The sequence below is a fragment of the Pseudomonas versuta genome, assembly GCF_001294575.1.
In the GTDB taxonomy this organism is placed as follows: Bacteria; Pseudomonadota; Gammaproteobacteria; order Pseudomonadales; family Pseudomonadaceae; genus Aquipseudomonas; species Aquipseudomonas versuta.
In genome coordinates, this window is record NZ_CP012676.1 from 3441516 (window position 1) to 3464732 (window position 23217).

The window sequence follows — 23217 nt, forward strand, 5'->3', positions numbered from 1 at the left end:
TAACCTGCAGCGTGAAGCCTGCCGCTTGCAGCTGCTTAATTAATTAAGATGCTCAACGCGGATGCGAACCACCGGGCCCACTACGCCCTGCAGCGCTTCAAGCGCCGCGATGGCGTCGTTCATGTGCTGCTCGAGCACACGGTGGGTCAGCAGAATCATCGGTACCAGACCGTCATGCTCTTCGACTTCTTTCTGCATGATCGATTCGATGTTGATCCCGCGTTCCGACAAGATGCTGGCCACCTGGGCCAATACGCCCGGATGGTCCTTGGCCTGGATGCGCAAGTAATAAGCGCTTTCACAGGCTTCGATTGGCAGAATCGGGTGATCGGACAGCGCGTCAGGCTGGAAGGCCAGGTGCGGTACGCGATTCTCGGGATCGGAGGTCATTGCACGCACCACGTCCACCAGGTCTGCCACCACCGACGAAGCCGTTGGCTCCATGCCGGCGCCTGCACCGTAGAACAGGGTTGAACCTGCGGCGTCGCCATTGACCATGACCGCGTTCATCACGCCATTGACATTGGCAAGCAAACGGTCGGCCGGGATCAGGGTCGGGTGAACCCGCAGTTCGATACCGCTGGCAGTGCTGCGCGCTACCCCCAGGTGCTTGATCCGATAGCCCAGCGCCTCGGCGTAATTAACGTCAGCCGTGGTCAGCTTGGTGATGCCTTCGGTGTAGGCCTTGTCGAATTGCAGCGGGATACCGAACGCAATTGAAGCCAGAATCGTCAGTTTGTGCGCGGCATCGATGCCTTCCACGTCAAACGTCGGATCGGCTTCGGCGTATCCCAGTGCCTGCGCTTCACCCAGAACGTCTTCAAAGGTACGGCCCTTCTCGCGCATCTCGGTGAGGATAAAGTTGCCCGTGCCGTTAATGATGCCCGCTACCCAGTTGATGCGGTTGGCCGACAGGCCTTCACGGATGGCCTTGATCACCGGAATACCGCCAGCAACTGCTGCTTCGAAAGCAACGATCACACCCTTCTCTTGCGCCCGGGCAAAAATTTCATTGCCGTGAACGGCAATCAGCGCCTTGTTGGCCGTCACCACGTGCTTGCCGTTTTCGATGGCCAGGAGCACGAGTTCACGGGCGATGGTGTAACCACCAATCAGCTCGATAACGATGTCGATTTCAGGGTTGGTCGCAACAGCGAATACATCGTTGGTAATGGGGGTACCGGTAATGTCGCACTGAGGGTTTGGCGTACGCATGGCAATTTGCGCAACCTGGATACCACGCCCGGCACGGCGGGCAATCTCCTCGGCGTTACGCTTTAGTACGTTGAAGGTGCCGCCACCGACGGTCCCGAGCCCACAGATACCTACTTTGACCGGATTCACGCTGAACTCCCCATAAAACGGCCGACTCAAGGTCGGCCGTGGAAAACAACCGTGGATTACCACGGTTCTCTATTAATAGCCGGGCCACTGAAGGGCCCCGCCATGATCGTCAAAGGCTTACCGTGACGATGCAGGATTATTTAACACTGAGTGCCAGCTTGCCAACCTGCGCAGCAGGCTGATAGCCCGGAATGACCTGGCCATCTGCCAAAACAATCGCAGGTGTACCATTTACACCAATGGACTGGCCCATGGCGAACTGTTTGGCCACCGGATTGGCGCATTTTGGCGCCTCTACCGTTTTACCATCCGTCATCTTGTCCATGGCGGCTTTCTTGTCCGCGGAGCACCAGACGGCTTGCAGTTGCTTGTCTCCCGGCGAACCCAGGCCCTGACGTGGGAAAGCAACATAGCGCACTTCAATCCCCATTTTGTTCAGTTCAGGGACTTCGGCGTGCAATTTGTGGCAGTACGGACAAGTGGTGTCGGTAAAGACCGTGATGTGCGACTTGGTTTCGCCGATTGCCGGGTAAACAACTGTTTCTGCCACCGGGATGCCATTGATCAATTTGGCGACGCCAATGCGTTCTGCCTGCTCGGTCAGGTTGACCGGCTTACCGTCCTTGAGCTGGAACATATAGCCCTGCACGATGAACTGGCCGTCGGCACTGGCATACAGTACACGGCTGCCCTTGAGTTTGACTTCGTACAGACCGGCCATGGGGCTGGCACTGATGCTCTCGACCGGAACATCCAGTTGCAGTGTTTCAAGGCTCTTGCGAATCGCTTGTTCGGCACCGGTATCGGCAAAAGAAAACGTACTGACCAACGCAATGGCTGCGGCGGCAAAAATCTGGGTCACGCGCATGGGAACTCCTGAAGGCGGACAAACGGCCAAACCTGAAAACCCCGATCTGCAAAAAAGGATTCCGGTGGCGCGCTTTCTGAACCGGCAAAGCCTACCACAGTTGGCTTGCGTGGCCGACTCCGGCCGACGCAAGCGCACATAAACAGCTCAGCCACGGGGGTGATGGCGGGCATGTATCTCTTGCAGGCGCGCACGCGCCACATGGGTGTAAATCTGGGTCGTGGACAGGTCGCTGTGCCCCAGCAACATCTGCACCACGCGCAAATCGGCGCCATGGTTGAGCAAGTGGGTCGCGAAGGCGTGGCGCAAGGTGTGGGGCGACAGGGATTTGTCGATCCCGGCCACCCGGGCCTGATGCTTGATACGGTGCCAAAAGGTCTGCCGGGTCATTTGCTCACCGCGCTGACTGGGGAACATGACATCGCTGGGCCGGCCGTTGAGCAGTTCATGACGGGCATCACGCATGTAGCGCTCAACCCAGACAATGGCCTCCTCCCCCATCGGTACCAGCCGCTCCTTGCTGCCCTTGCCCATCACCCGCAGCACCCCTTGACGCAGGTTGACCTGCTCAAGGGTCAGGCTGATCAATTCGGTCACCCGCAGGCCGCAGGCATAAAGCACCTCCAGCATTGCTCGATCACGCTGACCAATGGCCTCTCCCAGATCAGGCGCTGCGAGTAGCGCTTCGACGTCTGCCTCTGACAGGGACTTGGGCAACGGCCTGCCCAGTTGCGGCATATCGACCTGCAAGGTCGGGTCGACTGCAATCAGCTTTTCACGCAGTAAATAACGATAGAAGCCACGGGCTCCGGAAAGAAAACGTGCCGTGGAGCGAGGTTTGTAACCCTGTTCCAGGCGCCACGCCAGGTGATCCAGAATCAGCTCGCGCCCGGCACTGGCCAGTTCAAGGCCGCGCTCCTGCAACCAGCCATTGAATAACGCCAAATCGCTGCGATAAGCGTCACGGGTGTTGTCCGACAGCCCCTTTTCCAGCCACAGGGCATCCAGGAAACGGTCGATAAGTGGATTGTCTATAGCAGGCATTGGCGCTCGAAAAGCGCAGCCCGCAGGCCGCGCATAAATAAAAGGTGAACTGCAAAAGTGGCCGCTAGTCTTTCATGGCCGGCTGATGCCATAAACCACAGGTTCTCACAGGAGCCCCTTATGAATGAACAACAGATTCTGCTGGCGCTGGGGGGAATCGGCATCGTTGCCCTGGGCTCTCAGTGGCTGGCCTGGCGCCTGAAACTGCCAGCCATCCTGTTTTTACTCTTGACCGGGATTCTCGCAGGGCCCGTTCTGGGCTGGCTTGATCCGCAAGAGCTGTTCGGCCCTCTGCTAATGCCTCTGGTTTCGCTGTCAGTGGCGCTGATTCTGTTTGAAGGCAGCCTGACCCTGCACCTGTCCGAATGGGGTGAAATAGGCAGCGTAGTGCGCCGCCTGGTTACCATCGGCGCCCTCTCGACCTGGGCGGTGATTACCCTGGCCACGCATTGGCTGCTGGGCTTTGACTGGCTGCTGGCGCTGCTGTTCGGCACCCTGACACTGGTCACCGGGCCAACGGTGATTGTGCCAATGCTGCGTGTGGTGCGACCCAAGGCATCAATTGCCAATATCCTGCGCTGGGAAGGCATTGTCATCGACCCCATTGGCGCGTTACTGGCAGTGGTGGTGTACAGCTTCATCATTACCCGCGCGTCAGGCGAGGGCCTGAGCCACAGCCTGCTGACCTTTGGCGCAGTGATTGTGTGCGGCAGCCTGTTTGGCATCGTGGGCGGCTGGGTCATGGGGCATATCCTGCGCCGGCAATGGCTGCCGGAATACCTGCACAGCCTGGCCACACTGGCGACAGTGCTGGCCATATTCATTGCCTCCAATACGGTGATGCATGAGTCAGGACTGATGGCCGTCACGCTGATGGGCATGTGGATGGCCAATATGAAGGGCGTTGATATACGCAACATTCTGCACTTCAAAGAAAACCTGAGTATTTTTCTGATATCGGGCCTGTTCATTTTGCTGGCGGCACGCCTGGACCTGCATGCCATGATCGCGCTGGGCCCCGTGGTGCTGGTGTTGCTGTTGATCATTCAATTTATTGCGCGCCCGCTGAACGTACTGCTCTCGACTTTCGGCTCAAAACTCAACTGGCGTGAGCGCACGCTACTGGCCTGGATCGCACCGCGCGGCATTGTTGCGGCGGCGGTGTCGGCCATTTTTGCAATTCGCCTGGATCAGGCCGGACATGAAGGGGCACTGCTGCTGGTTCCACTGACGTTTGCCGTGATCATTGGCACCGTTGTGCTGCAGAGTGCTACCGCTCGCCCCCTGGCACGCCTGCTCAAGGTCGCCGAGCCAGCACCCAGCGGCTTTCTGATCGTCGGCGCCAACGGGGCGGCCCGGGCCATTGGCAAAGCCCTGCAGCAACTGGGCAGTCGCGTATTGCTGACCGACTCCAACTGGGAAAATATCCGCTGCGCGCGCATGCAGAACTTGCCGACCTACTTTGGCAACCCGGCCTCGCAACACGCCGAGGTGCATCTGGACCTGGTGGGCCTCGGGCACCTGCTTGCGCTGTCGCCATCAGGTGAGCTCAATACCCTGGCCGCAATCCGATTTCGCCATGAATTTGGCCCAAAGCGCCTGTACACATTGGCCAGCGGTCAGGAAATTCGCCGCACCGACAAACATCGCGCCAGTGATGAGCATCGCGGGCAATCCCTGGGCAACCCGGCCCTGACCTACACCCAACTGGCCAGTGAACTGCACAACGGTGCCGAGATATACAGCACTCACCTGACTGAAAACTTCACTTGGGAGGATTACCAGGCCTTGCATGGCGAACGCGCCACACTGCTGTTTGCCCGTGACCACAACAGTTGGGTGCATGTGGTGACGCCAGAGAGCGATTTGAAGCCGGGAGCCGGCTGGACGCTATTGGCCTTGATCAGGCAGGACGCCTAGCCTGTTGGAGCCAGGCTGGCTCCAACCTATGTTTGTTATTACTCGCCTTGGCGGGCAAAGCCTGGCAATACCGGCACCGGGCGCTTGTCATCGTCAATGGCGACAAAGCTGAACAAGCCCTGGATTGCCAGCTCGCGACCATCACAGCTCATGCTTTCGACATACACCTCAACTTCAACCTTGAGGCTGGTGTTGCCGACTTTAACCACACGCCCCACCAGTTCAACAATGCAGCCGGCCGCGATCGGGTGGTTGAAGTCGATCCGGTCGGTGGACACTGTCACCAGCGGCAAACGGCAGAAACGGGTCGCGGCGATAAACGATACTTCGTCCATCCACGCCAGTGCGGTGCCGCCAAACAAAGTGTTGTGGTGATTGGTGGTCGACGGGAATACCGCCTTGGTGATGCGGGTAACGGACAGTTCGGTACGACGTTGAATTTCTTGCTCACGCGAAGACATGCTTTTACTACCTGCAACCAGACAAAGGTCCAACAAATTTCAGGCACAAAAAAGCAGCCCGAAGGCTGCTTTTTTCTGCATCGGGAAGCTGGACTTAAGCCAGTTTTTCCTTGATGCGAGCTGCTTTACCGGACAGGTCACGCAGGTAGTACAGCTTGGCTTTACGAACGTCACCGCGACGCTTGACTGCCATGCTGTCGATTTGCGGGCTGTAGGTCTGGAAAGTACGCTCTACGCCAACACCGTTGGAGATTTTACGAACAGTGAAAGCACTGTTCACACCACGGTTACGCTTGGCAATCACTACACCTTCGAAAGCTTGCAGACGCGAACGATCGCCTTCCTTCACTTTCACCTGAACGACAACAGTGTCGCCCGGGGCAAAAGGAGGGATCTCTTTAGTCATCTGCTCTGCTTCGAGTGCAAGGATGATTTTGTTAGTCATGCTGTGCTCCTAAGGTAGATCGTCTGATCTACCATCGATACGTTGTTAACTATCGTCCCGCTCGCGGATATATTCCTCGAGCAGCTTCTTCTCTTCTCCAGAAAGCGAGCGGCTTTCCAGAAGATCGGCGCGTCGTTCAAAGGTCCGCCCAAGGGACTGCTGTAAACGCCAACGCCGGATGTGTGCATGATTGCCACTAAGCAATACGTCGGGAACACGCTGATCCGCATACACCTCCGGTCGGGTGTAGTGCGGGCAATCCAGCAAACCATCCGTGAAGGAATCTTCCTCCGCGGAGTCCGCATGCCCTAAAGCTCCAGGCAGCAGTCGTGTAACCGCATCAATCAGAACCATCGCCGGCAGCTCGCCACCGGAAAGTACATAGTCACCAATCGACCACTCTTCATCGACATAAGCATCTATAAAACGCTCGTCAATGCCTTCATAGCGACCTGCAATGAGGATTAATGCTTCCTCATTCGCCAGTTCGCGTACCGCCGACTGATTCAGCTGACGGCCTTGGGGCGACAGGTAAATAACCTTCGCCGCCTCTCCGGCTGCTTCTCTGGCCTGAACCAGTGCATCTTCCAGAGGCTTGATCTTCATCACCATGCCCGGACCACCGCCAAATGGGCGATCGTCCACAGTGTGATGCCGGTCCGTTGTGTAGTCACGCGGGTTCCAACAGGTGAGCTGCAACAGCCCTTGTTTCACCGCACGACTAGTGATGCCGTAGTCGCTGATGGCGGAAAACATTTCGGGAAACAAACTGATCACTTCTACGCGCAATTTAGCCACGCTTAGAAGTCCGCATCCCAATCCACCTTCATCTCGCCGGCTTCCAGGTCGATGCTCAACACGCATTGCTCTGTATAGGGCAACAAGCGATCACGATCATCCAGGCTACCCGGGCAAGGTTTGACTTCCATGACATCGTTCGAGCCAGTTTCCATCAGATCTACAACCTTGCCGAGCAATTGCCCTTCGAGGTTGGTCACTTTAAGACCCTGCAGCTGGTACCAGTAGTACTCGCCATCGGTCAGTTCAGGAAACAGGTTGCGCGGCACGCAGATTTCGAATTCGCGCAGAAGACCAGCTTCATCGCGGTCATCAAGACCCTTGAGCTTTACGACCAGAAACTTGCCGTTATGAGAACGGCCACTGACCAGCTCTGCCTGTCGCACATCATTACCGCGCCGAAGCGTCAGCTTTTTGTAGTCCAACAGGTTATCAATTGGATCCGTAAAGGAATAAACCTTCACTTCGCCGCGAACGCCATGAATTGAATAAATTTTGCCGATAACGATCAAATCATCAGCAAGATCAGGCGTCACGCTCATATTGCTCAGGCCGCAGCCTTAGCGTTTTCTTTCACAAGCTGAGCAACGCGCTCAGACATTTGTGCACCAACACCCAACCAGTAGGCGAGGCGGTCTTCTTTGATGGAGAAACGAACTTCCTGACCACGGGCAACCGGGTTGAAGAAGCCAATTTGTTCCTTGTGGGAACCATCACGTGGGTTACGGCTATCGGTAACGGTCAAGTGGTAAAACGGGCGCTTTTTGGAGCCGCCAAGGGCAAGACGGATTGTTAGCATGTGTAGATCGTTCCTGTAGTCGGTGCTGCAAATCTAAATGCACAGCGGGCATAGGTGCCCGAAAGGCCGCGTATTCTAAGGAATATCCGGACTTTTGCAAATGTCTTTTTCTGGCGCCTAGTCGACATGCCATAAAGATTTGCTATAAGGCCGCCACGAATGGCAGCAGGTCGGCTCCCGCATGTGCGGGTTTGCCGGGTGTCTCGCATAAATGCGAGCTGCCCGAACGCAAGCGCTCGGGCAGGTAAATTACATTTTTGGCATGCCGCCGCCAGGCATCATCGAGCCCATGCCGCGCATCATTTTGGCCATCCCGCCTTTTGCGGAGAACTTCTTCATCATCTTTTGCATCTGCTTGTGCTGCTTGATCAAGCGCCCGATGTCCTGCACCTGGGTGCCGGAACCCATGGCAATACGGCGTTTGCGCGAACCACTGATCAGGTCAGGGTCACGGCGCTCGGCCGGGGTCATGGAGTTGATGATGGCTTCCATTTGCTTGAACTGCTTTTCTGCTGCGCCCTGGGCATTGCCCATTTGCGCCAGATTCACACCGCCCATGTTTGGCAGTTTGTCCATGAGGCCGCCAAGGCCGCCCATGTTTTTCATCTGCTGCAGCTGGTCGCGGAAGTCTTCGAGGTCGAAGCCTTTACCCTTCTTGAGCTTTTTCGCCAGTTTGTCGGCTTTGTCTTTATCGAGAGTCTGTTCAGCTTGCTCGATAAGGCTGAGCACGTCGCCCATGCCGAGGATGCGCGATGCAATACGATCGGGATGGAACGGCTCCAGAGCATCGCTCTTCTCGCCCATACCGATGAATTTGATCGGCTTGCCAGTGATCGAGCGCACGGACAATGCCGCACCACCACGGGCATCACCGTCGACCTTGGTCAGGATCACACCGGTGAGCGGCAATGCATCACCGAAAGCCTTGGCCGTGTTGGCGGCATCCTGACCGGTCATGGCGTCGACGACGAACAGGGTTTCTGCAGGCTTGACGGCCGCGTGCAGCTCCTGGATTTCAGTCATCATCTCGGCGTCGATGTGCAAACGACCCGCGGTATCGACAATAACTACATCAATGAACTTGAGTTTGGCTTCGGCAATGGCCGCCAGCGCAATGCTCACCGGGTTCTGGCTGATATCGGACGGGAAGAACGTAACGCCCACTTCGCCCGCCAGGGTTTCCAGCTGTTTGATTGCCGCAGGACGGTAAACGTCGACCGAGACCACCATGACGGTTTTCTTTTTGCGCTCTTTAAGGAAGCGCGCCAGCTTGCCGGCGGTGGTGGTTTTACCCGCACCCTGCAAACCGGCCATCAAAACTACAGCAGGTGGCGTGACATTGAGGACCAGGTCCTCGTTGGCAGCGCCCATCAGGCTTTCAAGCTCGGCCTGGACGATCTTCACAAACGCCTGGCCCGGCGTCAGGCTGCGCGACACTTCAGTGCCGACAGCGCGCTCTTTGACCGCGCTGACGAAGTCCTTGACCACTGGCAAAGCCACGTCGGCTTCCAGCAACGCCATGCGCACTTCACGCAGGGTGTCTTTGATGTTGTCCTCGGTCAGCTTGGCCTTGCCGGTAACATGGCGCAGCGTCTGCGAGAGACGATCGGTTAAATTTTCAAACATGCGCGATCCTTTCAGGCCCAAAGTAGACCGGGGTTATTGCGGCCCAGCCCGTGTAAAACTGATGCTCGGCGAGCCTGCGGCGTGGGCAGGTCGCGGATTATAGCGAAGACTGGCCGCATACGACACCTTGCCGTCGGCTTATGTGGTCTTTCGTGCATGGGCGGTTGTATGCCAAACTCAGTCCTTTCGGGCTTGCCTAACAGGATTTATGCTCCCCTTGTCACCGAGTTTGCTACCCAGCCTCGCCGCCGCCTGTCTATATGCCGCTGCGACCCTCTATCAAGGTACTTGCCTGCGCCAAGGCGCAAAGGCGAACAAACGCCTGTTGGTGACGCTCGGCATTCTCGCCGTGATCGCCCAGGCCATGAGCCTGTTTACCCACCTGATGACCCCGGCGGGTCTTGAGCTGGACTTCTTCAGCGCTGCCAGCCTGATTGCCGCGGCGGTCATTATCGTTACGCTGGTCGCGTGTGCCCGCATACCGGTAGAGAACCTGCTGCTGCTTCTATACCCGCTGGGGATGCTCACGGTCCTGCTGTCGCAGTTCGCCCCACCCGGTACGGTCCAGGCCATCGATGAAGAGCCCGGCATCCTTGCTCACATTCTGTTATCGCTGCTGGCCTATGGCATGTTCACCATTGCGGTGGTTCAGGCCTTGCTGCTGACCCTGCAAAACTACCAGCTCAAAAACAAACACCCTAAAGGCCTGATCAAGAACTTCCCGCCCCTGCAAACCATGGAAAGCCTGCTATTCGGTTTCCTGTGGGCCGGCTGGTCACTGCTGTCACTGTCACTGATCTCCGGCTGGCTGTTTTTGGGCAACCTGTTTGCCCAGCATCTGGTTCACAAAACCTTGCTCGCCTGCCTGGCGTGGATAGTGTTCAGCGTGCTGCTGCTGGGGCGCCACCACCTGGGCTGGCGCGGACATAAAGCCATACGCTGGACGTTTGCCGGTTTCTGCCTGCTGATGCTGGCCTACTTTGGCAGCAAGCTGGTTCGTGAATACATTCTGCATATCTGACGGGCGATGATTATGGATAGCTTGCCCCCCGGGCCGATGCTGGCAGTTTTTGCACTTTTGATCGCTGGAGCCGGGCTGCTCGCAGGCTTCCTGTTGGGCAGAAACAGCAAGAAGGTCCTTAGTACGCAAGTGCCGCAGACGCGCCACGAATCCTCCCTGCAAGACGACGAGCAGCCCAGCAGCCGGCCACAACTGCTCTCCGGCATCCATGCGCTGGACAACATCACGGTCAACGACATCCTGATTCCGCGCAGTGAAGTTGAAGGCCTGAACCTCGATGACTCCATCGAAGAACTGATCGAACAGTTGCGCCAGACCAAGCGCACGCGCCTGCCGGTGTTTCATAACGACATCAATCAGGTCGAGGCCATCCTTAACACCCGACACATCCAGCACCTGCTGCCTGATGCCAGCCTCACCAAAGAGGCGCTGCTGTCCGTCTGCACCGAACCCTACTTCGTCCCTGAAAGCACCCCCCTGCAACTGCAATTGCTCAACTTTCACAAGCAACAGCGCCGGCTGGGCGTGGTGGTCGACGAATACGGTGAGGTGCTGGGGATCGTGACCCTGGAAGACATCCTCGAAGAAATCGTCAGCGAGTTCGAAGACGAGCAAAACGTCGACAACCCGCTGATTGAACCCCTGCCGGACGGCCGCTTTGTGGTGGACGGCGCAGCCTCCATCCGCGAACTGAACAAAACCCTGGGCTGGCACCTGCCTTGCGACGGGCCGAAAACCCTTAACGGGCTCGTCACCGAAGCACTGGAAACCATTCCTGAAACCACTGTTTGCCTGAAAATCGGCCGCTATCGCCTGGAAATTCTCGAGACTGAAGAGAACCGCGTCAGCCGCGTACTGATCTGGCACAACAGCGTCAAACCCGCGGTTTAATCGCCGCGCAAGGTCTTGTTACATTCGAACGGGCCTCCCTATAATCATTTCCGCTTACACCCCGCTTGCGGGGCAAAGCCAGTCGATTAAAACACCGCATATATTCAGTGGGCGCTGGCGGGCCGGTTCCCACCGACTTATCTCCCTGCCTGAGACTGCGCTCGCCTGACTGACTGGCATTTGCCTCCAAAGGCCAAACGACCATAAAAACCGCTCTGCCCTGTCCGCCGCAAAGGCTGATGAAGGTCACGAGCTTATAACTGTCAGGGATATGCGCATGACCATCAGCACGACTTACAGCGAAGCCTCGCCCGAGAAGCCGGTCAATTCCACAGCCCGTGTCGCTACGGCCAGTTTTATCGGCACGGCCATCGAGTTCTACGACTTTTATGTGTATGCCACCGCCGCTGCACTGGTCATAGGTCCGGTCTTTTTCCCGCAGACGTCCGGTACCGCACAGATGCTGTCGGCATTTCTGACCTTCGGCATCGCCTTTCTCGCTCGCCCGCTGGGCTCATTTCTATTTGGCCATTTCGGTGACCGTGTAGGTCGCAAATCCACGCTGGTGGCTTCCCTGCTGCTGATGGGCGTGTGCACCACCCTGATCGGCGTGCTGCCGGGCTACGCGACCATTGGCGCCTGGGCACCGATCCTGCTCTGCGTGCTGCGCTTTGGACAAGGGCTGGGGCTCGGCGGGGAATGGGGCGGCGCAGCCTTGCTGGCCACTGAAAACGCACCTAAAGGCAAGCGCGCCTGGTTCGGCATGTTCCCGCAACTGGGTCCATCGATTGGTTTTCTCGCCGCCAACGGCCTGTTCCTGGCACTTGCCTTGACCCTCAGTGATGAGCAGTTCCGCTCCTGGGGCTGGCGCATCCCGTTCCTGCTGAGCGCCGCGCTGGTGATGGTCGGTCTGTATGTACGACTCAAGCTGGAAGAAACACCGGTATTCGCCAAAGCTGTAGCGCAACACGAACGGGTGAAGATGCCGATCGTCGAACTCTTCAGCCAGTACTGGGCACCGATGCTGCTGGGCGCGGCTTCGATGGTGGTGTGTTACGCGCTGTTCTATATCTCGACAGTGTTTTCACTGAGCTATGGCGTTTCAACATTGGGCTATACCCGCGAAACCTTCCTCGGCCTGCTGTGCTTTGCCGTACTGTTCATGGCCGCTGCCACCCCCCTGTCAGCCCTGGCCAGCGACCGTTACGGGCGCAAACCGGTGTTGATTGTCGGCGGCATACTGGCAATTTTGTCCGGGTTCCTCATGGAGCCGTTGCTCACCCATGGCACGACCTGGGGGGTAGCTCTGTTTCTGTGCATCGAGCTGTTTTTGATGGGGGTGACCTTTGCCCCGATGGGAGCCCTGCTGCCTGAACTGTTTCCGACCCGCGTGCGCTATACCGGCGCCTCGGCTGCCTACAACCTGGGCGGCATTGTCGGCGCCTCGGCCGCACCGTTTTTCGCCCAGAAGCTGGTGAGCATGGGCGGCCTGAGCTGGGTGGGCGGGTATGTGTCAGGCGCGGCAGTACTCAGCCTGATCGCAGTACTGTGCCTGAAGGAAACCAAGGAGGCTGACCTGAACAAGGTCATCTAAACCTGCAGGAGCGAGCGAGCTCGCTCCTGCAGCAGCTTGTTGCGGGGGGTTATAGCTCGACGACAACCGCTTTGGATGAACGGGTGGCCTTGGCCCGTGCCGCTTCAATCGACTCATCCCGGGCCAGTGCCACGCCCATGCGGCGCTGACCATTAACCTCGGGCTTGCCGAACAGACGCAAGGCCGTATCCGGCTCGCACAGGGCCGCTCCGAGGTTGGAGAAGGCGGTGCGGGTCGACTGACCTTCCACCAGGATCACTGCCGAAGCCGACGGCCCGAACTGACGGATCAACGGAATCGGCAACCCCAGAATCGCCCGTGCATGCAGGGCAAACTGCGACAAATCCTGCGAGATCAGCGTGACCAGGCCGGTGTCATGGGGGCGCGGCGAGACTTCGCTGAACCACACCTGATCGCCCTTGATAAACAGTTCGACCCCAAACAGGCCGCGACCACCCAGCGCCTCGGTCACTGCTCTGGCCACACGCTCGGACTCAGCCAGCGCGATCGGGCTCATTGCCTGTGGCTGCCAGGACTCCTGATAGTCGCCCTTCTCTTGACGGTGACCGACCGGCGCGCAGAATGTCGTACCGCCAATATGGCGCACGGTCAGCAAGGTGATTTCGTAATCGAAGTCGATAAAGCCTTCGATGATGACCCGGCCTTTGCCCGCACGACCGCCTTCCTGAGCGTAATCCCAGGCAGTTTTGACATCGTCGGCACTGCGCAGCAGGCTCTGGCCTTTGCCCGATGAACTCATGACCGGCTTGACCACGCACGGAAAGCCAAGATCCTGCACCGCTTTGCTGTAATCCTCGAAGGTGTCGGCAAAGTGGTACGGCGAAGTTGGCAGGTCCAGCTCTTCCGCCGCCAGACGGCGAATGCCTTCGCGGTTCATGGTCAGCAAGGTCGCACGGGCGGTCGGGATTACAGTAAAACCTTCAGCTTCCAGCTCGACCAGAGTCGCGGTAGCGATGGCTTCGATTTCCGGAACGATAAAATGCGGCTTCTCCAGCTCGATCACGGCGCGCAGTGCAGTTCCATCCAGCATGTTGATCACGTGGCTGCGGTGCGCAACCTGCATGGCCGGGGCGTTGGCGTAGCGATCGACCGCGATGACTTCGACCCCCAGACGCTGCAACTCGATGACGACTTCCTTGCCTAGCTCGCCGCAGCCACACAACATTACGCGGGTCGCTGTAGGCGACAGTGGAGTTCCGATACGGGTCATTTCAGGTCCTCAAGGAAGCAAATCATCGAAGGCGCTCGCAACGCTTGCGCCTGCAGGGAAGAAGGCCGGCATTTTACATGATCCGCGAGCGCTCAGCGGCTTTGCGCAAACGCCAGGCCATGGCCAGCCACACGCAGGTGACACCAGCGAATTTGGAGGCCATCGCGGTGAAGATCACGGCCGGGGTAAAGGCGTCGATCATGCCGAAAAAGATAAAGGTATCGAGGGGGATGCTCAGCGCAGAGCTGATCCACAAACGGTCATGCAACGGGCGCTTGGTAATGGAGAACACCAGCCAGTCAATACACTCCGACACGGCGAACGCGGTGGCGCTGGCCAGGGCAATCGAGGGATCAGAGGTGGCATACGACAGCACCAGCGCTACCAGCATGGCCAGAATGGCGCCGTGGCCGAATCGGGTTTGCACCATGTCACGCAGCACGAACACCAGCCCGCCCCAGGCCGACCAGATGATATCGAGGTGCGGCGCCGCGGAAAACGCGTAGTTAATCAATACGACGCTGGCGATATAAGCGATTAGAAACAACATGGACCTGGCGATACCTCTGAATAAGGCGCACAGGGTACTTGAGTCATGCCTGATTTTGTAGCGTGTACACCGAGGCTGGACAGTTCGATCGTGGGAGCCGGCTTGCTGGGGATTTACAGCCCCGCAGTCAGCCTCAAAGTGCCCATTGCCTGCATCGCAGGCAAGCCAGCTCCCACAGGGTATATCGCAACCTGCGGCAGGGACTACAGGCTATCCACCGTCCACACCATGCCACTGGATTTCGCACGTTCGTGACACAACGCCAGCACCTCACGCCGCTCGGGGTTGGTCATGCGGCTCCAGCGGGTGATTTCGGCAACCGAGCGCTGGCAGCCGGTACACAGATCATCGTCGTCGAGCGCGCAAATATTCACGCAAGGCGAGGCAACCGGGCGTTCTGCATCACTCATTGATCTTGCACCTGCAAATCGCGGGCATAACGCTGGCCATTCTTCACATAATGCGCAGCGCTGGCTTCCAGCAGTTTTTTCTGCTCGTCAGTCAGGTCGCGCACCACTTTGCCAGGCGAGCCCATTACCAGCGAACCATCGGGAATTTCCTTGCCTTCACCAATCAGCGAATTGGCGCCGATGATGCAATGCTTGCCGATTTTTGCGCCATTGAGGATCACCGCATTGATGCCGATCAGGCTGTAATCACCCACCGTGCAGCCATGCAGCATGGCGTTATGGCCAATGGTCACGCCGGTACCCAGGGTCAGTGGATAGCCCATGTCGGTGTGCATGACCGCGCCATCCTGCACGTTGCTGTCTTTACCGATCAGGATCAGTTCGTTGTCACCACGCAGCACCGCGTTAAACCAGACGCTGGCGCCTTCCTCCAGACGGACCTTGCCGATCAGGGTGGCATTGGGGGCAGTCCAGCTGGCGGGATGGGTTTCGACGAGCGAGTCGCCCAAGCGGTATTTCATGGGGAAGTCCTCAAGGCTGATACGGCTGTCTGCTGACAGCTCTAAATATTGATAAAGCGTTCAGGCGGGGTATGCAGGCTGATATTGACGTCGTCGTAAAGCAAGTTCATCAGTTCTACGATCATGATCGCCGTCAGCCCCCAGATCTTGTACACGCCAAAACGGTAGCTCGGCACATACCAGCTGCGGCCCTGGTAATCGATACGGTGGGTATGCTCGCGCGGGTCCTGGCGGAAGAACTCCAGCGGCACGCTGAACACCGCCGCGATCTCGGCATCATTGGCCAGATACTCAACGTAATCAGGCACCAGCCCGACATAAGGGGTTACTCGAATCCCGTGCAACGAGATCAACGGGCTGAGCGGGCCGATCACCTCGACCAGGCCCGGCGGCAAGCCGATCTCTTCTTCGGCCTCACGCAGAGCGGTAAAGATCAGGTCCGGGTCCTCAGGGTCGCGCCGCCCTCCCGGAAAAGCCACTTCACCACCGTGGGTAGACAACCCGCTGGCGCGCAGGGTCAGAATCAGTTCGGGCTCGGCACTGCGGGTTACCGGCAGCAATACTGCCGCCTCGGGAAAATGCCGATCTGTTTCCAGAGTCCGTGGGGTATAGCGGCTCACACGGCCAAGCAGCTCGTCCAGCATAGGTCATCTCGATCCGTCACTTATCGGGCATCATGCACCAAATCGCACCGGGCACCCAAGCCCCGCAGTGTCGCAGCAATCACCGCAACACTTGCCGTCAGCCCGACTCAGCCCCAAGATAAGCGCCTTACCAGAGAACCAAGCATGAAATTTTGCAGCCAGTGCGGCCATTCAGTCAGCCAACATATCCCGCAAGGCGATTCGCGCCTGCGTTATGTCTGCGACCACTGCCAGACCATTCATTATCAAAACCCCAATATTGTTGCCGGGTGCGTGCCCACCTGGGGCACTCAAGTGCTGCTGTGCCGACGCGCCATCGAGCCGCGCAAGGGGTACTGGACACTGCCCGCAGGGTTCATGGAAAACGGCGAGACCGTTGAACAGGCTGCCCGACGCGAAACCCTCGAAGAAGCCTGCGCCAACGTTGAAAACCTGGCTATCTATACCCTCATCGATGTACCGCACATCAATCAGGTGCATGTGTTCTATCGTGCCGAGTTGCTGACTCCGGACTTTGCCGCCGGTGAAGAGAGCCTTGAAGTCCGGCTTTTTGATGAAGCCGACATCCCTTGGTCAGAGCTGGCTTTTCGCACGGTCAGCCGTACCTTAGAATGCTTTTTCGCTGACCGCCCGGGTAACGTCTACCCCGTGCGCAGCGAGGCCGTGGCGCCTCTGGCCGGTCTGACCAAACCCCAACAATAATGTTGTTTGCCTTGTAACTCAGGAATATCCCTCTAATGCGTTGGTTGCTCGCTGCCCTCTGCCTGTCGTTTGCTGTTACTTGCCAAGCTTCCGTTGTCATTACCGTGAATGGCAAACCCGTCGATAAAAATCAGGTGCTCAAACCGGCCCAGTCAACACAGACGATCAGAGCCGACCAAAAAATCGAAAAAATCCTGGTGCTCAAGTCTGCCCGCAAGCTGCAGCTGATCAGCGATGGCAAACCGATAAAGAGCTACCGCATTTCATTGGGCAAACAGCCAAAGGGTCCAAAGCTGCAAGAAGGCGATAAACGCACCCCCGAAGGCCTTTACTGGGTCGACTGGCGCAAGAAAAGCGACAAGTTCAACCTGGCAATGCATATCAACTATCCCAATGTCAGTGACGCGGCCAAAGCCAGGCGTGAAGGGCTGAACCCCGGGTCGATGATCATGATCCACGGTACGCCGGACTCCGAAGACAACCCCGAAGAACTGTTCCACACCCTGGACTGGACCGATGGTTGTATCGCGATGAAAAACTACGAAATGCGTGAAGTCTGGAACCTGGTGAAGGACGGCACCCTCGTAGAAATCCGTCCCTGAGCGAAAATAAATTCTGGCGCCCTGGCGCCACGCCCTCCCGCCTGCTCTTAATACCTTTGCTCGCCGCCGGGCCCGAACGGGCCCGCAACCTCTCAGCGCTTTGCGCGCACTCTTAATACCACTTAAACACCATAGAAAGTCACCACAGCCAAACACCCTGTTTTCGGCCAGGAAAGCGCCTGCACGTGCGTTGACTTGGTATTGAAGTGGTATTACTTTCGCGCAATTACCGGGCGACAACACTCTAATAACCGCATCGGATGCACCGCCATGACCAGCCCCATCAACAACCTCGCAAAACTGCGCCCGGACGACAGCCAGTCCACGCCTTTGTACCTGCAACTGGCCCGCAACCTGGAGGCCGCGATCCATGCCGGCCTCTGGAAAGCCGAGCAGGCGCTACCTTCGGAGCGCAGCCTGAGTGAACAACTGGGCCTGTCACGCGTTACGGCTCGCAAAGCCCTGGAAATCCTGTTTGAACAAGGTCTGATCCGCCGCAGCCAGGGCTCCGGAACCTTCATTACGCCACGCCTGGAACAGCCCTTGTCACGGCTTTCCAGTTTCAGCGAAATGCTCCGGCTCAAGGGCTTCGTCCCGGGTTCCCAGTGGCTGCAGCGGGAAATCACCCAGCCGAGCCACGAAGAGCTGATCCGTCTGGCGCTGTCCCCAACGGATAAAGTTGCGCGCCTCAAACGCCTGCGCAAAGCCGACGACACGGTCATGGCCATCGAAATGAGCGCCCTGCCCGCGTCCTTGATCCCGCAGCCGCAGCTGATTGGCGACTCACTGTACGAGTACCTGGACAGCCTCGGCAAACCGGTGGTGCGCGCCCTGCAACACATTCAGGCGATCAACGCCTCGGCAGAGTTTGCCGCCCTGGTCGGGATTGAGACCGGGACCGCCATGTTGCTGATGACACGGGTCGGCTACCTCGAAGACAACACGCCGATCGAAGTCACCGATACCTATTGCCGCAACGATTTCTACGATTTTGTGGCTGAACTGCGCCGCTAAACCGATAACACGCCCGGAGGGCCGCTTATGTCCGAGAACAATATCCTCACGCCCCAAGGCTGGGTCCGCGGCCGCCTGCTGCACGAGAACGGCAAGGTCCTGAGCATCGAAGGCACCCCGTGCGATCCGGCGGATAACGATTTGCCCTACTTGCTGCCCGGCTTTATCGACTTGCATGTGCACGGCGGAGGCGGCAAAGACATCATGCAAGGCGCCCCGGCCTTCGAAACCATCACCCGCACCCACTTGCGCTTCGGCACCACGGCCTTGCTGGCCACGACCATGACCGCACCGAATCACGATATCAGCCGTGTGCTCGGTGCCCTCGGAGAGTTTTGCCAGCAACGCCTTACCGGCTGCGCCCGGGTACTCGGGGTGCATCTCGAAGGTCCGTTCATCAACCCCGGCAAGCTCGGCGCACAACCCAACTTCGCGCACACCGCGCTGATGGCCGAAGTCGAGGATTACCTGAGTCTGGCGCCGATCAAGGTCATCACCATTGCGCCTGAAATCGCCGGCCACATCGAATTGATCGGTGCGCTCAGCGCCCGGGGCATTCGCATGCAATTGGGGCATACCCTGGGCAGTTATGAAGAAGGCGTGGCTGCACTGGATGCCGGTGCCACCAGTTTTACCCATTTGTATAACGCCATGAGCCCGCTGCATCACCGCGAGCCCGGCATTCTGGGCGCAGCCCTGGCCCATGCCCGCTTTGCCGAACTCATCCCCGACTTGCTCCACGTGCATCCCGGCGCGATCCGCGCCGCCTTGCGCGCCATTCCCTGCCTGTACTGCGTCACCGATTCCACCGCAGCCACCGGCATGCCCGATGGCGAATACCAATTGGGCAGCCACACCGTCACCAAATGCCTGGGCGGTGTACGCCTGGCCGACGGCACCCTGGCAGGCAGCACGCTGACCATGGATCAGGCCCTGCGCAACCTGGTGAAAATCGGCCTGCCACTGGCCGAAGCCTCGCAACGCCTGTCGCAATACCCGGCGGACTACCTCGGCATTACAGAACGCGGGCGCTTGCAGCCCGGTAGCTGGGCCGATTGCGTGCGCCTGGATCGCTCATTGAATCTCACCGCTGTCATGGTCGAAGGGGAAGCACTTGTCTTTTAACAAGCCGTCCAAAATGCTGGAAGAGGCCCGGTCCGCGAGCGAAGCGGTCGAACGTCAATTGTTCAACCTCGAGTCGCGCCTGATCGACCTCGCCCGTGACCTGCGGGCCAGCCCGCCCGACGTGGCCATGACCCTCGCCCGCGGCAGTTCTGACCATGCTGCAAGTTACTTCGCCTACCTGACCATGCAGCATGTGGGCGTGCCCGTAGCATCGTTGCCGATGTCCGTGGTGACGTTGCGCCAGTCGCCGCTGCGAGTGAAGGGGCAGGCAGTATTTGCCTTTTCCCAGTCCGGCCAGAGCCCCGACATCATCGACAGCCTGAGCCTGCTGCGCGAACGCGGCGCGGTCAGTGTCGCGCTGGTCAATGCCGAAAACACACCGCTTGAAGCCGCCAGCGCCTACACCCTGCCCCTGTGTGCCGGCCCAGAACTCAGCGTAGCCGCCACTAAAAGCTTTATCGCCACCTTGAGCGCCAGTGCCCGCCTGGTGGCGCACTGGGCCAACGATAAAGCCCTGCTCGAAGCTGGCCACCTGCTGCCCGCCGGCTTGCGCGATGCCTGTACCCAGGACTGGACCAAAGCCATCGAGACCCTGCGTGATGCCCAGCAACTACTGGTGATCGGCCGCGGCGCAGGCTTTGCCATCGCCCAGGAGGCTGCGCTCAAATTCAAGGAAACGTCGACCCTGCAGGCCGAAGCCTTCAGCAGTGCCGAAGTGCGCCACGGGCCGATGGCCTTGATAGAAGAAAACTACCCGCTGCTGATTTTCGCCCCACGGGGTGTGGAGCAGGCAGGCTTGCTGACCCTGGCCCGAGACATGCGCCAGCGCGGCGCCCGGGTGCTGCTGGCGGCCCCCGATGATGTGGCCGAACGTGACCTGACCCTGAGCCAGGCAGCGCACCCGGACCTGGACCCGATTCTTGCCATTCAGAGTTTCTACGTGATGGCCGCTGGTCTGGCCCGGGCCCGAGGTCTGGACCCGGATCAGCCGCGCTTCCTGAGCAAAGTGACCCGTACCCACTAAGTTGTCCTCCCCCGCAGGTTTAATGAGTATCGCGCCATGCACAACAATAAAATGCTCACCCTCAGTGCGCCGCTCAGCGGGCCGGTCATCAAACTCGCCCAGGTGCCGGACGAAGTCTTTTCCAGCGGCGTGATGGGCGACGGGATTGCCATCGACCCACTGAACGACTGTTTGTATGCGCCCTGTGACGGGGTGATCGTGCACGTCGCCAAGACCGCCCATGCCCTGACCCTGCGTGCCGATAATGGCGCCGAGGTGCTGTTGCATGTGGGTCTGGACACCTTTGACCTGCAGGGTGAAGGTTTTCAACTGCTGGTGGAAAACGGCGCGCAAGTCAGTAACGGGCAACCCTTGCTGCGCTTCGACCCCGATTACATCGCGCAACGCTGCACCAGCCTGATCAGCCTGCTGGTACTGACCAATGGCGACCTGTTCGAGCTGCAATTGCTGGAACAGGACACCGCCGAGGCCGGAACGCCGCTGCTGCAGGTCGCTGCGCGCCAGGTAGAGGCCGTCGTTACAGCAACCGGCGACCCGGGACAGCAAGCCCTGGGCAGCGTGCGCATCACTCACCATGGCGGGTTGCATGCACGCCCGGCCGCGCTGATCCGACAGACCGCACTGGGTTTCAAGAGCAGTTGCCGGCTGCACATCGGCGCCAATTCGGCTCCGTGCCAGAGCATTGTCCGGCTGCTGGCTCTGGGCATCAGCGAGAACGATGAAGTTCACGTCAGCTGTAACGGCGAGGATGCCGACGCCGCGCTGCAGGCCATTTTGGCGGTGCTGGGCAAAACACACGTCAGACCCTCCCCTGCCCCGGTGCAAGCCGCACCGGCGCCGGTTCGTCCCGCGAATAAACCGGGTCAGTTAAGCGGGGTCTGCGCGGCGCCCGGTCTGGCCAGCGGCCCGCTGTATTTTTTAAGCACCGTGCAACTGCCTCCCGACCTTGGCAATCACGTCCCCGAGCAGCAAATGCAGGCGCTGCATTCGGCGCTGGAGCAGGTACGCGCCGAAATCCGCCTGACCCTGATCCAGGCCCGGGCTCAAGGCAACCTCGACGAAGAAGCCATTTTCGATACTCACCTGGCATTGCTCGAAGACAGCGAGCTGCTGCAGGCCAGCCACGGCGTCATTGCCCAGGGCCGGAGCGCGGCCCATGCCTGGAGTGCCGCGATCGAGCAGCAGTGCGCGATTCTGCAACAACTGGGCAATACCCTGCTGGCTGAACGCTCCAACGATTTGCGTGACCTGCAACAACGGGTCCTCAGAGCGTTACTGGGTGAGCGTGCGCAGTGCCAGTTACCCCCGGGGGCCATTGTTGCCGCACACGAACTGACGCCTTCCGATCTGTTGATGCTCAGCGCGCAGAACGTTGCCGGCTTGTGCATGGCCGCAGGCGGGGCCACGTCCCATGTCGCCATTCTGGCCCGGGGTAAAGGCCTGCCTTGCCTGGTAGCCCTCGGTTGCGAGCTGCTGGCGTTGCCGGCCGGACAGCAGGTGATTCTCGACGCCGACAACGCGTGCCTGGAACTGACACCCGCCGCCGGGCGCATCGAACAAGTTCAGCAAAGCATTCTCACCCGCCAGCAACGCTTTGCCCGGCAACAGCTGCAGGCCCATGAACCGGCAGTGACCGGCGACGGGCAGCAGATCGAGATTGCCGCCAATGTGGCCTCCAGCCACGAAGCCGCCAGCGCCCATGCCCATGGCGCGGATGGCGTGGGGTTGCTGCGCACCGAGTTTCTGTTTGTCGAACGCACCACTGCGCCCAATGAACAGGAGCAGATTGCGGCCTACCAGGGTGTCGTCGATGCGATGGGCGACAAGCCGGTGATCATTCGCACCATTGATGTGGGCGGCGACAAACAACTCGATTATCTGCCGCTGCCCGCCGAAGCCAATCCGGTACTGGGTCTGCGCGGCATCCGCCTGGCGCAATTGCACCCGCAGATCCTTGACCGGCAACTGCGCGCCCTGCTGCAGGTCAGCCCGGTGCAGCGTTGCCGCATTCTGTTGCCAATGATCACCGAGGTCGACGAGTTGCTGCATATCCGCAGCCGCCTGGACGCCTTGCGCGTTGAACTGGGCCTGAGCCGGCGCCCGGAACTGGGGGTGATGATCGAAGTGCCGGCTGCGGCCCTGATGGCTGAGCAATTGGCCGAGCATGCGGACTTTCTGTCCATCGGCACCAACGACCTGTCGCAGTACACCCTGGCCATGGACCGCGATCACGCGGGGCTGGCGTCACGGGTCGACGCCCTGCATCCGGCGCTGCTGCGCCTGATCGCCCATACCTGTGCCGGTGCAGCAAAGCATGGGCGCTGGGTGGGCGTGTGCGGTGCGCTGGCCAGCGACCCTTTGGCCACACCGGTGCTGATCGGGCTGGGGGTTCGCGAGCTGTCAGTCAGCCCGCTGCAAATCGGCGAAATCAAGGCCCGGGTCCGGGAGCTTGATGCCGGGATGTGTCAAACACTGAGCCAGAAGCTGTTGAACATGAGTAATGCCAGATCTGTACGTGAGGCCTGTCATCAGTACTGGCCACTTTGCGACTGACAACAACAAAAACAACGACGGAGAATCTCT

At 59.1% G+C, this 23217-nt stretch carries 23 protein-coding genes and 1 pseudogene; 10 read left to right on the forward strand and 14 right to left on the reverse strand.

Going from position 1 to position 23217, the window contains the following annotated elements; all coding sequences use genetic code 11:
* Positions 1-39: 39 nt before the first annotated feature.
* The 3 genes from AOC04_RS15420 to xerD all read right to left on the reverse strand — a co-directional run bounded on the left by AOC04_RS15420 (position 40) and on the right by xerD (position 3256).
* Entirely contained in the window at positions 40-1344 is a 1305-nt protein-coding gene (locus AOC04_RS15420; RefSeq protein WP_060694839.1) for a homoserine dehydrogenase, read from the reverse strand.
* 136 nt (positions 1345-1480) lie between these two features.
* A complete protein-coding gene (locus tag AOC04_RS15425; protein WP_060694841.1) occupies positions 1481-2212 on the reverse strand; it encodes a thioredoxin fold domain-containing protein in 732 nt (243 codons plus the stop codon).
* A gap of 147 nt (positions 2213-2359) precedes the next feature.
* The gene (xerD, locus tag AOC04_RS15430) at positions 2360-3256 is read right to left on the reverse strand and encodes a site-specific tyrosine recombinase XerD (protein ID WP_060694843.1); all 897 of its coding nucleotides are present in this window, start codon (positions 3254-3256) and stop codon (positions 2360-2362) included.
* Between the two features lie 120 nt (positions 3257-3376).
* Between xerD and AOC04_RS15435 the strand changes: the two genes are divergently transcribed.
* Positions 3377-5176, forward strand: a complete 1800-nt coding sequence (locus AOC04_RS15435) for a cation:proton antiporter (RefSeq protein WP_060694845.1) — start codon at positions 3377-3379, stop codon at positions 5174-5176.
* Positions 5177-5214: 38 nt separating this feature from the next.
* Here the strand turns inward: AOC04_RS15435 and AOC04_RS15440 are convergent, their stop codons facing one another.
* From AOC04_RS15440 to ffh, 6 genes are all read right to left on the reverse strand, one after another.
* Positions 5215-5637 (reverse strand): acyl-CoA thioesterase, encoded by a 423-nt coding sequence (locus AOC04_RS15440; RefSeq protein WP_060694848.1) that lies wholly within the window; start codon positions 5635-5637, stop codon positions 5215-5217.
* 94 nt (positions 5638-5731) lie between these two features.
* The gene (gene rplS, locus AOC04_RS15445) at positions 5732-6082 is read right to left on the reverse strand and encodes a 50S ribosomal protein L19 (RefSeq protein WP_060694850.1); all 351 of its coding nucleotides are present in this window, start codon (positions 6080-6082) and stop codon (positions 5732-5734) included.
* Positions 6083-6127: 45 nt separating this feature from the next.
* Positions 6128-6880 (reverse strand): tRNA (guanosine(37)-N1)-methyltransferase TrmD, encoded by a 753-nt coding sequence (trmD, locus tag AOC04_RS15450; RefSeq protein WP_003440270.1) that lies wholly within the window; start codon positions 6878-6880, stop codon positions 6128-6130.
* Positions 6881-6882: 2 nt separating this feature from the next.
* The gene (gene rimM / locus AOC04_RS15455) at positions 6883-7422 is read right to left on the reverse strand and encodes a ribosome maturation factor RimM (RefSeq protein ID WP_060694852.1); all 540 of its coding nucleotides are present in this window, start codon (positions 7420-7422) and stop codon (positions 6883-6885) included.
* Between the two features lie 5 nt (positions 7423-7427).
* The gene (gene rpsP / locus AOC04_RS15460; RefSeq protein ID WP_003440261.1) at positions 7428-7679 is read right to left on the reverse strand and encodes a 30S ribosomal protein S16; all 252 of its coding nucleotides are present in this window, start codon (positions 7677-7679) and stop codon (positions 7428-7430) included.
* Positions 7680-7928: 249 nt separating this feature from the next.
* Positions 7929-9305: a signal recognition particle protein gene (gene ffh, locus AOC04_RS15465; protein ID WP_060694855.1), complete on the reverse strand. Its 1377-nt coding sequence runs from the start codon at positions 9303-9305 to the stop codon at positions 7929-7931.
* 208 nt (positions 9306-9513) lie between these two features.
* On the opposite strand from ffh, the gene AOC04_RS15470 reads away from it, so the two are divergent.
* The 3 genes and pseudogenes from AOC04_RS15470 (at position 9514) to AOC04_RS15480 (ending at position 12811) form a co-directional block, all read left to right on the forward strand.
* Positions 9514-10326, forward strand: a complete 813-nt coding sequence (locus tag AOC04_RS15470) for a cytochrome C assembly family protein (protein WP_060694857.1) — start codon at positions 9514-9516, stop codon at positions 10324-10326.
* 195 nt (positions 10327-10521) lie between these two features.
* Positions 10522-11217, forward strand: a pseudogene (locus AOC04_RS15475) (transporter associated domain-containing protein); the annotation flags it as partial.
* 277 nt (positions 11218-11494) lie between these two features.
* The gene (locus AOC04_RS15480) at positions 11495-12811 is read left to right on the forward strand and encodes an MFS transporter (RefSeq protein WP_060694861.1); all 1317 of its coding nucleotides are present in this window, start codon (positions 11495-11497) and stop codon (positions 12809-12811) included.
* Positions 12812-12860: 49 nt separating this feature from the next.
* Here AOC04_RS15480 and purT read toward each other — a convergent pair whose 3' ends face one another.
* From purT to AOC04_RS15505, 5 genes are all read right to left on the reverse strand, one after another.
* A complete protein-coding gene (gene purT, locus AOC04_RS15485) occupies positions 12861-14042 on the reverse strand; it encodes a formate-dependent phosphoribosylglycinamide formyltransferase (protein WP_060694864.1) in 1182 nt (393 codons plus the stop codon).
* 73 nt (positions 14043-14115) lie between these two features.
* Positions 14116-14592, reverse strand: a complete 477-nt coding sequence (locus AOC04_RS15490; protein WP_060694866.1) for a 7-cyano-7-deazaguanine/7-aminomethyl-7-deazaguanine transporter — start codon at positions 14590-14592, stop codon at positions 14116-14118.
* A gap of 203 nt (positions 14593-14795) precedes the next feature.
* Positions 14796-15002, reverse strand: coding sequence for a DUF1289 domain-containing protein (locus tag AOC04_RS15495; RefSeq protein ID WP_060694868.1), 207 nt, complete (start codon positions 15000-15002; stop codon positions 14796-14798).
* The gene (locus AOC04_RS15500) at positions 14999-15523 is read right to left on the reverse strand and encodes a gamma carbonic anhydrase family protein (RefSeq protein ID WP_060694870.1); all 525 of its coding nucleotides are present in this window, start codon (positions 15521-15523) and stop codon (positions 14999-15001) included. The genes AOC04_RS15495 and AOC04_RS15500 overlap by 4 nt, the downstream gene beginning before the upstream one ends.
* A 41-nt stretch (positions 15524-15564) precedes the next feature.
* Positions 15565-16167, reverse strand: coding sequence for a CoA pyrophosphatase (locus AOC04_RS15505; protein WP_003440220.1), 603 nt, complete (start codon positions 16165-16167; stop codon positions 15565-15567).
* A 144-nt stretch (positions 16168-16311) separates the two neighbouring features.
* Here AOC04_RS15505 and AOC04_RS15510 point away from each other — a divergent pair, with 144 nt between their 5' ends.
* From AOC04_RS15510 to ptsP, 6 genes are all read left to right on the forward strand, one after another.
* Positions 16312-16869 (forward strand): NUDIX hydrolase, encoded by a 558-nt coding sequence (locus AOC04_RS15510; protein ID WP_060694871.1) that lies wholly within the window; start codon positions 16312-16314, stop codon positions 16867-16869.
* A gap of 35 nt (positions 16870-16904) precedes the next feature.
* A complete protein-coding gene (locus AOC04_RS15515; RefSeq protein WP_060694873.1) occupies positions 16905-17471 on the forward strand; it encodes a L,D-transpeptidase family protein in 567 nt (188 codons plus the stop codon).
* 270 nt (positions 17472-17741) lie between these two features.
* Entirely contained in the window at positions 17742-18485 is a 744-nt protein-coding gene (locus AOC04_RS15520; RefSeq protein ID WP_162232794.1) for a GntR family transcriptional regulator, read from the forward strand.
* 27 nt (positions 18486-18512) lie between these two features.
* On the forward strand, positions 18513-19610 hold the full coding sequence (gene nagA, locus AOC04_RS15525; RefSeq protein ID WP_060694876.1) for an N-acetylglucosamine-6-phosphate deacetylase: 1098 nt from the start codon (positions 18513-18515) through the stop codon (positions 19608-19610).
* Between the two features lie 13 nt (positions 19611-19623).
* On the forward strand, positions 19624-20634 hold the full coding sequence (locus tag AOC04_RS15530; RefSeq protein ID WP_060694878.1) for an SIS domain-containing protein: 1011 nt from the start codon (positions 19624-19626) through the stop codon (positions 20632-20634).
* Positions 20635-20670: 36 nt separating this feature from the next.
* Positions 20671-23187 carry a phosphoenolpyruvate--protein phosphotransferase gene (gene ptsP, locus AOC04_RS15535; RefSeq protein WP_060694880.1) on the forward strand — a complete coding sequence of 839 codons (2517 nt, stop codon included), beginning with the start codon at positions 20671-20673 and terminating at the stop codon, positions 23185-23187.
* The last annotated feature ends 30 nt before the right edge of the window (positions 23188-23217 follow it).